The sequence below is a fragment of the Uliginosibacterium sp. 31-12 genome (assembly GCF_030548425.1).
Taxonomy (GTDB): Bacteria; Pseudomonadota; Gammaproteobacteria; order Burkholderiales; family Rhodocyclaceae; genus Uliginosibacterium; species Uliginosibacterium aquaticum.
In genome coordinates this window covers 25,690-39,479 of the sequence record NZ_JAUOOA010000011.1, presented here as the reverse complement: position 1 = coordinate 39,479, position 13,790 = coordinate 25,690, and the positions used below count along the sequence as shown (strand labels likewise).

Annotated in this window: 11 protein-coding genes; 1 reads left to right on the top strand and 10 read right to left on the bottom strand. The window is 64.9% G+C overall.

Going from position 1 to position 13,790, the window contains the following annotated elements; genetic code table 11:
* Positions 1-10 precede the first annotated feature (10 nt).
* The 10 genes from Q3Y64_RS17605 to Q3Y64_RS17560 form a co-directional block, all read right to left on the bottom strand.
* On the bottom strand, positions 11-841 hold the full coding sequence (locus Q3Y64_RS17605; RefSeq protein ID WP_101941817.1) for a hypothetical protein: 831 nt from the start codon (positions 839-841) through the stop codon (positions 11-13).
* Between the two features lie 380 nt (positions 842-1,221).
* Complete coding sequence (locus tag Q3Y64_RS17600) at positions 1,222-2,811, bottom strand: regulator (protein WP_101941816.1); 1,590 nt, start codon at positions 2,809-2,811, stop codon at positions 1,222-1,224.
* A gap of 93 nt (positions 2,812-2,904) precedes the next feature.
* Complete coding sequence (locus tag Q3Y64_RS17595; RefSeq protein WP_101941815.1) at positions 2,905-3,582, bottom strand: cysteine hydrolase family protein; 678 nt, start codon at positions 3,580-3,582, stop codon at positions 2,905-2,907.
* A 924-nt stretch (positions 3,583-4,506) separates the two neighbouring features.
* A complete protein-coding gene (locus Q3Y64_RS17590; protein WP_303563853.1) occupies positions 4,507-5,442 on the bottom strand; it encodes a PDR/VanB family oxidoreductase in 936 nt (311 codons plus the stop codon).
* Complete coding sequence (locus Q3Y64_RS17585) at positions 5,439-6,866, bottom strand: amidohydrolase family protein (protein WP_303563852.1); 1,428 nt, start codon at positions 6,864-6,866, stop codon at positions 5,439-5,441. The genes Q3Y64_RS17590 and Q3Y64_RS17585 overlap by 4 nt, the downstream gene beginning before the upstream one ends.
* Positions 6,867-6,905: 39 nt before the next feature.
* Positions 6,906-7,700, bottom strand: a complete 795-nt coding sequence (locus Q3Y64_RS17580) for an ABC transporter permease (protein ID WP_101941812.1) — start codon at positions 7,698-7,700, stop codon at positions 6,906-6,908.
* A gap of 11 nt (positions 7,701-7,711) precedes the next feature.
* Positions 7,712-8,545 (bottom strand): ABC transporter ATP-binding protein, encoded by an 834-nt coding sequence (locus Q3Y64_RS17575; protein ID WP_303563850.1) that lies wholly within the window; start codon positions 8,543-8,545, stop codon positions 7,712-7,714.
* Between the two features lie 25 nt (positions 8,546-8,570).
* Positions 8,571-9,695 carry an aromatic ring-hydroxylating dioxygenase subunit alpha gene (locus Q3Y64_RS17570; protein WP_303563847.1) on the bottom strand — a complete coding sequence of 375 codons (1,125 nt, stop codon included), beginning with the start codon at positions 9,693-9,695 and terminating at the stop codon, positions 8,571-8,573.
* Positions 9,696-9,722: 27 nt separating this feature from the next.
* Positions 9,723-10,751, bottom strand: coding sequence for an aromatic ring-hydroxylating dioxygenase subunit alpha (locus Q3Y64_RS17565; protein WP_303563845.1), 1,029 nt, complete (start codon positions 10,749-10,751; stop codon positions 9,723-9,725).
* 113 nt (positions 10,752-10,864) lie between these two features.
* Positions 10,865-11,863: an ABC transporter substrate-binding protein gene (locus tag Q3Y64_RS17560; RefSeq protein ID WP_303563842.1), complete on the bottom strand. Its 999-nt coding sequence runs from the start codon at positions 11,861-11,863 to the stop codon at positions 10,865-10,867.
* Positions 11,864-12,436: 573 nt separating this feature from the next.
* Between Q3Y64_RS17560 and Q3Y64_RS17555 the strand changes: the two genes are divergently transcribed.
* Positions 12,437-13,717 (top strand): NAD(P)/FAD-dependent oxidoreductase, encoded by a 1,281-nt coding sequence (locus Q3Y64_RS17555; protein WP_101941809.1) that lies wholly within the window; start codon positions 12,437-12,439, stop codon positions 13,715-13,717.
* The last annotated feature ends 73 nt before the right edge of the window (positions 13,718-13,790 follow it).

The window sequence follows — 13,790 nt, the reverse complement described above, 5'->3', positions numbered from 1 at the left end:
ACGGACCTGCTTACAGGTGCCACTCAACTTTGACCATCGGGGTGGATGTCTTCGAGCCGGTTCCGGAGGAGCCGAACTTGTTCTTCACATATTCGTAGCCCACGCCCGCGAGGAAGGTGTCCTTGCTGCCACCGGCGAGCTTGCCGGCATCCACCATCAGGAAGGCGTTGATCCAGGTTTCAGCCTTGGTTTCGGTGCCAAAGCCGTCCTTGCCCTTGGCCCCGGTGTAGGTGGCCCAGCCATTGAACTTGAGCGGTACGGGGCCGGCGTCGAAGCCCACGCCCCATGCGCTGCCCACGCGCCAGGTCAGATCGAAATCAACCGCCTTGCCGACGATGCCGTTGTGGTTCTTTTCCTTGTAGCTCAGGAAGTCCAGGTCGGCCCAGCCCCAGGAGCCGCCGAACTTGATGGTCGGGCCGAGGATGAGCTTCTGCACGCGCGAGGCGAAGGCGTCATCCTTGGAGTTCAGGTCGATACGGGTGGTCCAGGCGAAATCGCTGATCGGGCCAAGGGCAATCTTGCTGCCGGTGAGCTTGCCGTAGTGCAGCTGGTTGGAAAAGATTGCATACAGTTCCTGGGCGCCGCCGCCGCCGTTATTCGCCGGATCGTTGTGGTCCGACTTGAGTGCATCGATCGTGAAGAAGTTGCTGCCGTACTTGAAGCCGCTGACATGGGTGAAGTTCAGGATGTTCTTCGTGACGTCCTTGTCGTTGGCGGGCTCATGGAAGCTCGTGCCATAGCGATAGCTGACCGAGTTGTCGCTCCAGTCAGCGGCCTGAGCTGCAACGCAGCCGAAGGCGAGAATGAGGGCACTGCTGATCTGGGTGAGGCGGGTGTTCATTCGAAACTCCTTGTCATGAAGTGGGACAGTCCAGCGCGGGCTGTTGATGGCCATCCTATGAGAAGCGTTCGCTGCTGCTCCGCATGGCCTTCATACGGGAAATTGAATGCCTTGCAAGAGTGCGGGCGGGTGTCTTTTGTGCCCCAGGATGGATTTGGGGTGGTCTTGCAAGTAATTGAAAAAAAATAACAAACCTGAGCGTATGGATAGCTTGCTGGTGCATGCACCGGCACGGTTCATGCGGCCGGGCTCTCATGTCGGATGAGGCAGATTGCTTATAACCAAAGTGATAAGACTGTGTGGCGCCGGCACAACACGATTTGATGCATTTGGAATTAAAAAACCGGCCCTCGGGCCGGCTTGCTTGGGGGCAGGGGAACTCAGCTCGCTAGCGCTTGGGGCAGGGCTTCGTCCTCCGCGTCGGCGCGGGTCGTGTTCTCTGCACAGGCGTACTTCGCACAGCCGGCCAGCACACCGGCTACTGCGAGGTAACTCAGGGCCACCAGCGGGCTTTGGGCGATGCCGATGGCCTCGCCGTGCATGAAGCCGAAGAAGCTCAGTACCGCAGCGCAGGCTGCGAAGGCGGCGGCCTTCATGAAGTTGCGGTCGATCACGCAGACGCCGATGGCGCCCAGCATCAGGCCGCCGAGGATGGCGCCGCCGCCCATGACTTCCAGGCCGTGGTAAAGCACGCCGACCTGGCCCAGCTTGTCCAGCCCCACCGTGGCGGCGTTGGTGCCGGCTGCGGCCAGTGCGTTGTCGATCATCAGCTTGCCCCAGGCGGCAAGGTGAGGTGTGAGGGCCAGGATGATGGCCGGGGCATGCTTCTTCGGGCTTTCCTGAAAGGCCTGGGCGCCGATCAGCATGCCGATGTAGAGCAGGATCGGCGAGATCGCCACCACCGGGATCAGTGCCATCATCAGGGCGATGATGCCAAACCATGACATCAGGATCACTGCGAGGCCGGTCGCGGCGGAGTAGCCGATCCGTCCGCCCATGGCTTTCCAGCCCGGATGGCCGATGTAGACGGCATTGATGAAGGGGTTGCCCATCAGGCAGCCAACCAGGCTGATCACACCATCAGCGGTGAGTACGCGGGTGGTGGGGAAGCTGTCACCGGCCACGGCAGCGCTCTCCACGTTGTCCATCGCTTCAACCAGATCGTAGATGCCGAAGGGAATGGCGGTGACGAGGATCACGCCGAGAAACTCGAAGCCTGAAAATACATGCCCCACGGCGGGGAGCGGCAGCGAGAAACCGAAGCTTGCCAGGGCCTGCGTTACGTTGGCCACGCTCATGCCGCCATAGCTGTAGCCGGCTGCGGTGGAGCCCCAGGCAATCAGGCTGCCGGCGGCGATGGCTACGAGGCCTGCCGGGATGCCCTTGAAGAAACGCACGCCGCCGAACCAGCTCACCACGATGATGGCAAAGCACACCAGGCCGATCAGCGGGGTGATGAAAAGCTCCTGCGCTGGGCGCATCGAGATGAAGGCGATTGACACACCGGCCAGGGTGCCGAGCAGCGCGGCGCGCGGCGTGATCCTGCGGATGAAGGGGGCGATGAAGCCGCCGATCATCAGTACGAAGCTCTGGATGAAGACCCAGGTGAGCCCGGCCTCCCAGCCCTTGATCGGGTCACCGGTGCTGAGCGAGATCGGCAGCATAATCACGAAGACCACCACGAACATATGCGGCACGCTGATGCCGGAAGGCAGGGCACAGACATCGCTGCGCCCGGTTTTCTTGGCGAGCTGGTAGGCCAGCCAGGCGTAGTAACAGGTGGACAGGCACATCATCAGGCCCACGGCGGGCAGGATGCGGCCGAAGACAATGGCATCCGGCATCTTGAGTACGAAGCGCAGGAGGCCGGTTAGCACCAGCATGTTGACGAGGATGTTCGTGCCGAAGCCGAACAGGGCGTTCCAGTCGCCCGGCACCCATAGCCGGGGTTTGCTCATGGTCGAAATCATTGCTGCTCTCCAGTTGGCGCGCCTTGCCCGCTGAGGGGCCGGGCGTTTCTCGATCAAGCCTGCCGCTTCGCATCGCGAAGCAGCCCCGGGGCTTCAACTGCTGCTCATCAACGCAGCGAGGATGCGCTGCGAATCGGACACCCAGCCAAAGATCCCGCCCTGCGCGCTGATCATGCGCAGGGCGATTTCGTGAAATTCGGGAAAGTAGGAGGCACAGCCATCGGCGGGCAGCACGCAGCGGTAGCCGCGATCATTGCCCTCGCGCACCGTGGTGTGCACGCAGACCTCGGTGGTCACGCCGCAGACGATCAGGGTGTCGATGGCGCGCTTGCTCAGCACGAGCTGCAGATCGGTGGCGTAGAACGCGCCCTTGCCCGGTTTGTCGATTACGACCTCGCCAGGGATCGGCTGCAGGGCCGGGATGATTGCGTGGCCGGCTTCACCACGGACCAGGATCCTGCCCATTGGCCCCTTGTCGCCGATGCGCAGGCTCGGCGCACCGCGCGCGATCTTGGCGAGCGGCGCATCGCTCAGATCCGGTCGGTGGCCTTCGCGGGTGTGGATGACCAGCATGTCGAGCTGGCGCGCGCAGGCCAGCAGGCGTTGGATGGGCGCCACTGCGCTCTGCAGGCGGGAGACATCATTGCCGAGGGTTTCACCGAAGCCGCCGGGTTCCAGAAAGTCGCGCTGCATGTCGATCACGATCAGGGCCGTGTGGGCCGGATCGATGGCGATCGGCCCCGGTTCTGCATCGATCAGCGCTGTGCTCATGGTGGCTCCCGGTGTGCGGTGAAATATTCTTCGTTACGACTAAAGCAAGAGCTGAACCACTTGAATACAAGATGGTGGACAAGATGTTTTTGCTTTTAAAACAGAGTCTTGATGCTTGATTGGCGGCGCAGGAGGCGTTTGCATGCGCACCGAAGCGAGGCCGATGCAGCTGAAGCCGCACCTACGGGAGGCGGTGGGGCCGCCAGGGCATGGGCGAGTTCAGGCGGAGCTTTGTGTAGGGCCGGCTTCAGCCGGCGGGGCCCGTACGGAGAGTGGGTGACTGCGGCTGAAGCCGCACCTACGGGAGGCGGTGGGGGCCGCCGGGCATGGACGAGTTCAGGTGGAGGTTTGTGTAGGGCCGGCTTCAGCCGGCGGGGCCCGGACGGAGAGGGGGGGGGCTGCGGCTGAAGCCGCACCTCCGGGAGGCGGTGGGGACCGCCAGGGCATGGGCGAGTTCAGGCGGAGGTTTGTGTAGGGCCGGCTTCAGCCGGCGGGGCCCGTACGGAGAGGGGTGACTGCGGCTGAAGCCGCACCTACGGGAGGCGGTGGGGCCGCCAGGGCATGGGCGAGTTCAGGTGGAGGTTTGTGTAGGGCCGGCTTCAGCCAGCGGGGCCCGTAAGGAGAGAGGGGCTGCGGCTGAAGCCACACCTACGCGAGGCGGTGGGGGCCGCCAGGGCATGGACGAGTTCAGGCGGAGGTTTGTGTAGGGCCGGCTTCAGCCGGCGGGGCCCGTAAGGAGAGAGGGGCTGCGGCTGAAGCCGCACCTACGGGAGGCGGAGGGGACCGCCAGGGCATGGGCGAGTTCAGGCGGAGCTTTGTGTAGGGCCGGCTTCAGCCGGCGGGGCCCGCACGGAGAGCGGGGAGGCTGCAGCTGAAGCCGCACCTACGGGAGGCGGAGGGGGCTGTCAGGGCGTGGGCGGGCGTTCAGCGGTCCAGCACCAGGCGCTTCCCGGCGCAGCGCGACACACAGGGCAGCATGAGCTTGCCGCCGGCTTGCTCGACTTCGTTCAGATAGGCATCGTGATGCGTCGGTGTGCCTTCCAGCACCTCGCTGAGGCAGGCACCGCAGACGCCTTGCTCGCAGGAGGTGGGGATGTCCACGCCGCAGGTGCGGGCCACCTGGATGATGGGGACGCCCGCCGGCACTTCGGCTTCGATGCCGCTGCGCGCGAAGACAATCGTGAACGCGCCATCGTCGTTGAGCGCGGTGCCGGGTGCAGTGCTGAAGCGCTCGCTGCGCAGACGCTGGGTTGGGATGCCGGCGGCGGCCAGTGCGGTTTCGACGGCGGCCATGAAGGGCGCCGGACCACAGGTGTAGAAGCGGGTGCCGGCGTCGCCTGCGTGGGCGCGCACGATCATGGCGAGGGCTGCGGCGGTCTGTGTTCCGTCGAGTCCGGCATGCAGCGTGTCGGACTCACCGAGGCGGTCGGCCCAAGCCGCGTGGGCCGCACTGCGCGCGAAGTAGTGCAGTTCGGCGGCCGTGCCCAGCGCATTGCGCATGGCATACAAGGGGGTGATGCCGATACCGCCGGCCAGCAGCACATGGTGGCTGGCGCTGGCATCGATTTCAAACAGATTGGTTGGCGCGCCGATTCGCAGCCGCTCGCCCACCTGCAGCCGGTGCATGGCCTGCGAGCCGCCGCGCGAGTTGGCTTCCAGCTTCACCGCGATGCGATAGAGCTGGTCCTCGCCGGGGTGGTTGCATAGCGAATAGGCGCGCTGCAGGCCAGCGGGGAGGCGGACCTGGATGTGCGCGCCGGGCGACCAGGGCGGCAAGCTTTCCCGGCCGGCTGGCACCAGTTCGAAGCTGCGCACCCCTTCGGCTTCGATGCGGATGCTGCGGATGATCACTTCGATCATGCGGCCTCCGCGCGGCGGATCAGCGCCCGGGTGGCGGCGCGGGCTTCTGCAGCCAGCTCGGCCATGTCCAGATCAGGAATGGCGCCCTCACGCACGATTTCACGCCCGCCCACCAGCAGGCTGCGCAGATGGGCGCTGCCGCCGCAGGCGACCGGAGCGATGGCCAGGTCATGGAGGCCGAAGTAACGCGGGTTGCGCGAGAGATCGTAGATCGCGATGTCCGCTGCCTGCCCTTCGGCCAGACTGCCGATGGCGGGCAGGCCCAGGACGGCGGCACCACCGCTGCTGCCCCAGCGGATTACGTCTTCCACCGTGGCGGCGTCCGCGCCAGCTTCCCCTGCGCCGCCGCGGAACTTCGGCTGGGCGGCTTCGCCGGCCTTGGCGCGCTGCATCAGCCAGGCCGCATGGGTCTCCGAGATCATGTCAGCCGCTTCGTTGGAGGCGGCGCCATCGACGCCGATCGACACCGGCACGCCGGCGGCTTCGAGTGCCCTGATCGGCGCGATGCCGCTGCCCAGGCGGCCGTTGCTCTGCGGGCAGTGGGCGATGCCGGTGCGGGTGGCGCCGAGCAGGGCGATCTCGTCCGGATCCAGTTTGACGAGGTGGGCGAACCACACGTCTGCGCCGAGCCAGTCGATGCTCTCGCAATAGCGCACCGGACTGATGCCGCGCATGGCATTGACGCTGTCCTGATAGCCGACCGTTTCCGAAAGGTGCGAATGCAGGCGCAGGCCCAGCTTGCGTGCCACGGCGGCGGCTTCACGCAGCTCGCCCGGCTGCATCGAATAGGGCGGCGTGGTGGGGGCCATCACCACGCGGCGCATGGCATCCGGTGCGGGGTCGTGAAACTGGTTGGCGAGGCGTTCCATGTCCGCCATGTAGGCCGCCATGCTCTCCGGGCGCAGGGCCTGCGGCAGCTCTGCTTCGAGCTGACGGGTGAGGGTGGCGCCGCCCCGGCACAGCACGAAGCGCAGGCCCAGTTTCTCCGCCTCCTCGAACAGGATGGCCGAGCTGTCGTAGTCCTGCCCGGGGTAGTAGAGGTAGTTGTGGTCGGCCACTGTGGCGCAGCCGGAGAGGGCCAGTTCGATCAGGCCGATGCGTGCGGCGAGGCGGAAACTCGCAGCATCGAAACCGGCGCGGAAGCGGTAGGGCGTGGCTGCCAGCCAGGGCGTGAGGGTCGCATTGAGGCCCAACGGCTCGCCTTTCAGGAGCGCCTGGAACAGGTGGTGATGGGTATTCACCCAGGCCGGGTAGATCACGCAGTCGGTGGCGTCGAGGATCTGCTCGCCGGCCTGAGGCGTGAGTGCGCCGAGGGCTGTGATGCGGCCGGCGCTGATACGGATGTCCGGGCCGGCATGGCGCGCGGCGGCGCCAGCGAGGCCGGTCATGATGGCGGCGGCGTTCTTGATGAGGAGGGAAGTCATTGGGGATGTCCTGTCGGGATCAGAAGAGGCGTTTGCCTATCAGCTCATCTCGCTCTCATGCCAGTGCGACAAGGAAATTTTTGCCAGCCAGGCCATCAGCGAGAACAGCAGCACGCCGGTGATCGAGATCAGCAGCAGGGCGGCAAACAGGCGCGGGATGTTGATCTGGAAGCCGGCCTGAAGGATCTCGTAGGCCAGCCCGGCGCCGGTGCCACCCGTGCCGGCTACGAACTCCGCCACCACCGCCCCGATCAGGGCCAGGCCGCTGGAAATGCGCAGGCCGCCGAAGAAGCAGGGCAGGGCACTCGGGATGCGCAGGCGGGTGAGCGTCTGCCAGCGCGAGGCGCCATTGATGCGGAACAGGTTCAGCAGGCCCGGATTCACGCTGCGCAGCCCCAGCACGGTGTTGGAGATGATCGGAAACAGCGCGACCAGCGTGGCGCACACCACCAGGGCCGCAGTGGGATTCTTGACCCAGATGATGATCAGCGGCGCAATCGCCACCACCGGGGTGACCTGCAGCAGGATCGCGTAGGGGAACAGGCTGGTTTCGATCAGCTTGCTCTGCACGAACAGGAAAGCCGCTGCCACCCCCAGCACCACCGCCACGAAGAAGGCCAGGAAGGTGATTTTGAGGGTGACGCCCAGCGCGCGCAGCAGGCCGGGGCCGTCGGTCCACAGAGTGGCGAGAATGTCGGTGGGCTTGGGCACCAGATAGGTCGGCACCTTCCAGGCGGTGCACAGCACTTGCCACACCAGCAGCAGGAAAACGCCCAGCAGCAAGGGGGCGACGATTTTCACCACGGCAGGGCGGTGTAACAGAGGGGTTTTCATGGTGGCGCTCCTCAGTCGTGCTGCAACTCGCCGCCACTGGCCGCCAGCAGGCGGGCCGAGAGATCACGGCAGTGTTCGGTGAAGGCTGGCGAGAGGCGGAATTCCTCATCGCGCTGCGGCTCGGGGATCGGCAGGTCGGCCACGATGCGGCCGGGGCGGGCGGCCATCATCACGACGCGGCTGGAGAGGTACACCGCCTCGTAGATGCTGTGGGTCACGAAGATCACGCTGAGCTGGCCGGCCTTGGCTGCCCACAGGCTGCGCAGATCGGCATCGAGCTTGTTGCGCGTGAATTCGTCGAGGGCGCCGAAGGGTTCGTCCATCAGCAAAACATCCGGTTCAGTGACCAGCGCCCGCGCGATCGAGGCGCGCATCTGCATGCCGCCAGAGAGCTCGCGCGGATAGCAGTTGCCGAAGCGCCCGAGGCCGACCTGATTCAGCGCCTGTTGCACGCGTGATTCGCTTTCGGCCTTCGGGACCCCGGCCAGGTCCAGCGGCAGGCGCACATTGGCCGCCACGCTGGCCCAGGGCATCAGGGTGGCTTCCTGGAACACCATCGCGATCTTCAGGCCGCTCTTGCCGGGCGCATCCGCGCCCTGCCAGCGCAGATGGCCGTGCGATGGCGATTCGAGCCCGGCGAACATCTTGAGCAGGGTGCTTTTGCCGCAGCCGGAAGGGCCCAGCAGCGAGACGAAATCGCCGCGCTGGATGATGAGGCGCACTTCGTCCAGCGCGCGGGTGCCGTTGGGGTAGGTTTTCTCGACGCGGTTGGCGAACAGCACGCTGTCCGCATCCGGCACCAGCAGGGTCGGTTCCGGTTCGATATCCATGTATTTCATCAGCATGTTCAGCTCCTTCTGATCGCCGCGCTCAGGGCCGGAAAATTTCGGTTTCGCCATGCGCCGTCAGCAGGTCCATCAGCTGCTTGCGGATGATCAGGCCGGGTTTGTCGGAGGGCATGTGGAACTCGACGCGGCGGCGCGTATCGACGCAGGCATCCGGGTCGGTGGCTTCGAGGATGTCGCGGTCCTCGGCGGTGATGGCCGCATCCCAGTCGATCAGCTCCTGCGTGCTGCAGGCTTCCTCTGTGTCGTTGCGATAGAGCCATTGCACGAGGACCATGTTGTCGTCGTCGATTGGCGTGGCGCAGTTGTAGATGATGTGATCCGTGCCGCTGGCCGGGTAGGTGCAGCCAAAGCGGCGGCAGAAGGGCAGGTAGTAGCGATTGACGAGATGGCGATGGGTGATCTGTTCGGTGGTGCCGGTGACGCGGTGGCTGGCCTCAGGGTTGCGGATCGGCACGGTGGTGATGGCCTCGAAACCGTAGTCGGTTTCATTGAACTCGTAAGGTGCCGGCTGCGGCTGCTCGAGGATGCCGAAGTTGGCCTTGTGCACGAAGGAGAAGTGCGAGTTGTCGAAGCTGTTCTCCATCATGCGCAGCGGGCTGGTTTTCCAGGTCTCGTAGAACTGGAAGATGCGGCGATAGCCTGGGGCTCCGTCTTCGGGGAAATGCGGGATGTCGCGCAGCGGCGCTTCCAGCGCGACCCACACATAGCCGTACTTCTCCTGGCAGTGAAAGGGTTTGACCTTGGCGCCCGGCGGAATCGCGCTGCCCGGGCTTTGCGGGATCTTCACGCAGGCGCCGCTGCAGTCGTAGCTCCAGCCGTGGTAGCCGCAGACGATGTGGCCGTTCTCCACGAAGCCCTTGGAGAGCTGCGCGGTACGGTGGCAGCAGCGGTCCTGCAGGGCGGCGGGCGTGCCGTCGGCCTGCTTCCACAGCACGAGTTTCTCACCGAGCAGGGTGAAGGGCTTGGGGCCGTCGTCGAGGGCCGTCATCGGCATCAGTGCGTACCAGAAACGACGCAGCACGGCTTGTTGGGTGACCAGCATTTTCGTGTACTCCTTGACTTCTACTGCTCCGGCCGGCGTGCCAATACGGTCGCCTTCGCCAGTGGGCTGCGCGGCATGCCGGCAGCCATTCAATCCAATCGTCATTCCGGCAGGCGCCGGCGTGACGGGGCTTCAGGCCTGAGCCGTGGCGCGATGCACTTCCTGTTCGCCGTGCGCCTGCAACAGCGCCAGCAGGCGCCGGCGCATGATCAGACCCGGCTGGTCTGCGGCCATGTTCTGCTCCATGCGGCGGCTCACATCCACGGGCGCATCGGCATCCACCGTTTCGAGGATTTCCTTGTCCTCGGCGATTACGCGCAAATCCCAGTCATTAAGCTCGCTGGCCGGGCAGTCGGCTTCACTGTCGTTGCGGTAGAGCCACTGCAGGATCTGGATGTGTGCGTCATCAATCGGTGTGGCACAGGTCACGATCAGGTGCTCCAGCCCGTTCGGATAGCTCAGGCCCAGGCGGCGGTTGAAGGGCAGGTGCCACTGATTGCGGAAGTGGCGCCGCGTGGTGGGCTCGGTGCTGCCGGTGATGCGGTGCGAGGCCGGCGGGTTGTTGATGACCAGCCGGGTTTCGGCCTCGAAGCCGTAGTCGGTTTCGCGGATCTCGAAGAACTCGGGTTTCTGTGCCTGGAACTGGCCGAAAGTGCCTTTGTGCACGAAGGCGAAGTGGGCCGCGTCGAAGCTGTTCTCCATCAATCTCAGGGCGCCGGTCTGCCAGCGCACGTCGAACTGCTGGATGCAGCGATAGCCGGGCGCGGCGTGTTCGGGGATCTCGAATACCGGCTTGAGCGGATCTTCCAGGGCCACCCACACATAGCCGTATTTCTCCTGGCAGTGAAAAGCGTCCACCTTCGCGCCGGGTGGGATCGTGTTGCCGGGGCTTTGCGGGATCTTCACGCAGGCGCCGCGGCAGTCGTACTGCCAGCCGTGGTAGCCGCAGACGATGTGGTCGCCCTCGACGAAACCCTTGGAGAGTTTCGCGGTGCGGTGGCAACAGCGGTCGCGTACCGCTGCCGGGCTGCCATCGGACTTCTGCCAGATCACGATGGGCTCACCGAGCAGGGTGAAGGGCTGCGGGCCGCTGGCGAGCCTGGCCATCGGCATGATGGCGTACCAGAAACGGCGCAGGGTTTTCTGTTGGGTTACGAGCATGATCGGTCTCCATGCGGGGCGGCGCTTTCTTCGCCGGTCCGACCGGCGTGCCAGGAGGGTCGCCTTCGTCGGGTGCGCTGCGGCACGGGCCGCAGCGCGGTGCATGAATCGCTTCAGGGCATGATCTTCAGGTCTTTCACGAATTGCGTCGTGTAGGCCTTCTTCCAGTCCGTGTCCGCCTTGAGCAGGCCGGCACCGACCATGAACTTGTAGGTCTGCTCCCAGCGCGCATCGGTCATGATGCCAGCGCCATACTTGGCGGCGTCACCTCCGTCAAAGACCTTGAGTTCCTTCATGCGCTTCACGCCGAAGGCGATCTGCTCGTCTTCCATTTTCGGGTTGTCTTTCTTGATCAGCTCGTTGCCGGCGGCCGGGTCGGCGAGGTAGCTCTTCCAGCCTTCGATCGAGGCCTTGACGAAGCGGGCCACCAGGTCGGGCTTGTCGGCCACGGTCTTCTGCATGGTCACGATGGTGGTGCCGTAGGGCGGGTAGCCCTCATCTGCGAACAGGAAAAAGTTGGCCTTCACGCCGTTCTTCATGGCCTGGAAAGGCTCGGAAGAGGGGTAGGCCTGCTGTGCCAGCGTGGCGTCAGCAAAGAAGGGCTGCAGGTTGAAGGTGTAGGGGCGGAACTGGGCATCGGTGAAGCCGTAGCGGGCTTTGATCCAGGGTAGCCAGGTGGTGTGCGCGGTGGTGCCGGCGAGGATGGTCTTGCCTTTCAGCTCGGCCAGGGATTTGACGTCGTCGTGCGTCATCATGCCCTGCAGGTCTTTCTGGAAAGAGGTCGCAACGGTGGTGACCGGCATGCCCTTCTCGATCGAGTTGAGCACCTGCAGGTCGTAGCCCATGATGAAGTCGGCCTGGCCGGCGGTGAGCAACTGCATGCCGTTGACCTGCGGGCCGCCCATCTTGAGCGTGACATCCAGCCCGTACTTCTTGTAGATGCCCTTGGCGACAGCCTGATAGAAACCACCGTGCTCGGCCTGGGCGTACCACGAGGTGAGGAAGGTGACCTTGTCTTCTGCCTTTACGGTGCTGGCGCCGAAGGCCAGCAGGGCGGCGGGAAGGATGGTGCCAAGCAGGCGACCAAGAGGGCTACGGGTTGCTGTTGTCATGCCGGTTCTCCGTTGAGAAGTTTTTTCGCATGGGGGGCCATGCGGGGAACCGGAACTCACAGGGGCGATTCGGATCTTGCGTGGGCTGCTGGCAAACCTGATCGAACCCCGGTGCGTTCCGTAACGAACACAAGCGCCCGCTGGCGGGCACACAGTCGTCAGCCAGGGCTGACGACTGCCGGAGCAATGACCTGTTGCGCATGCCCTGAGGCTTCACAACTGACAGCTTCTACTCCACTGCTTGTTTAGCAATCGGCGTGCCAAGCATACGGGAGGAAATGGCGTGTTGATGAAAATCAAGGCTTTGGCTTGTATGCCTATGCGCATGGCGTTGGCAGGGGCTGCTCAGGGCGGGCATGCAGGCGTCTGAAGAGCACTTTGTTGGATCGCCAAGCATGCGTTTGGGCACCGTGGGAGTGCAGTGTGCAGGCGTTTTTTGGTGCTGCTGGCGGAATCGGTTTGCTGCATTGCGGAGTGCGCTTTTTCCGCAATTGCACTAGGGTTTTCCCTAGGCGGAGAAGCGGTGGGCAGAAGCCTGCTGCGACCATCAGCCCCCCTTCTGGAGCCATGAAAATGAGTGATCAAAAAAGGCCGGTAGTCATCATCGTCGGTGCAGGTTTTGGCGGGCTCTCCGCTGCGCGTGCGCTGGCCAGTGCGGAGGTCGACATCGTGCTGGTCGACCAGCGCAATCACCACATCTTTCAGCCTCTGCTGTATCAGGTGGCCACGGCGAGCTTGTCGCCCGCCGACATCGCCGGGCCGGTGCGCAGCATCCTGTCCAGCCAGCCCAATGTGACGGTGGTGCTGGGCACGGTGACCGGCATCGATTCTGCCGCCCGCAGCGTGAGCATCGACAATGGCGTGCGCAGCGGCGCGATTGCCTACGATTACCTGATCCTCGCTACCGGCGCACGTCATGCCTATTTCGGCAACGACCACTGGGAGCCTTACGCGCCGGGCCTGAAAACCATTGAAGATGCCACGAGCATCCGGCGGCGCTTGCTGTGGGCGTTCGAGCGCGCCGAGATGGCCACCGACATCGCCGAGCGCGACGCCAATCTCACGATCGTGATCGTGGGCGGCGGGCCGACCGGCGTGGAGCTGGCCGGTTCCATCATCGAACTCGCGCGCGCCGCGCTGGCCAAGGATTTTCGCCGCATCGATCCGCGCAAGGCGCGGGTGCTGCTGGTGGAAGCCGGGCCACGCATCCTGCCGAGCTTCACGCCCGAGTTGTCGGAGGCTGCGAAGCGCTCGCTGGAGAAGCTGGGGGTGAGCGTGCGGGTGAATGCCCGGGTGATGAACTGTGATGCGGAGGGCGTGGTGATCGGCGAGGAACGCGTGCCGGCGGCCACCATCCTGTGGGCGGCAGGGGTGCAGGCTTCGCCGGCTGCGGGCTGGCTCGGTGCTGCGGCGGATCGTGCCGGGCGGGTGCTGGTCGGGCCAGACTTCAGTGTGCCGGGGCATGAAGGCGTGTTCGCGATTGGCGATACCGCCAGCCTTACCGACGTAGCGGGCCAGGTGGTGCCCGGGGTGGCGCCGGCGGCCAAACAGGCCGGGCGTTATGTAGGCGACATGATCACGCGGCGGCTCAGCGGCTTTCCACAGCCGGCTCCGTTCCGCTATCGCAACTACGGCAATCTCGCCACCATCGGCCGCTATGCAGCAGTGGCCGATTTCGGCTGGATCCGTTTGCGGGGCGCGCTGGCCTGGTGGCTGTGGGGCATTGCCCACATCTTCTTCCTGATCGATTTCCGCAATCGGGTGGCGGTGACGCTGGGCTGGTTGTGGTCATTCCTGACCTTCAAGCGCGGCGCGCGCCTGATCACCGGGATGCTGCGTACGCCGGGCAAGTAGGCCAGGTTTGCGGGGCCGGCTTCAGCCGGCGGTGCCCGGCGTGGCGATGAGGAGGGTCGTGCAGCTGAGCGTG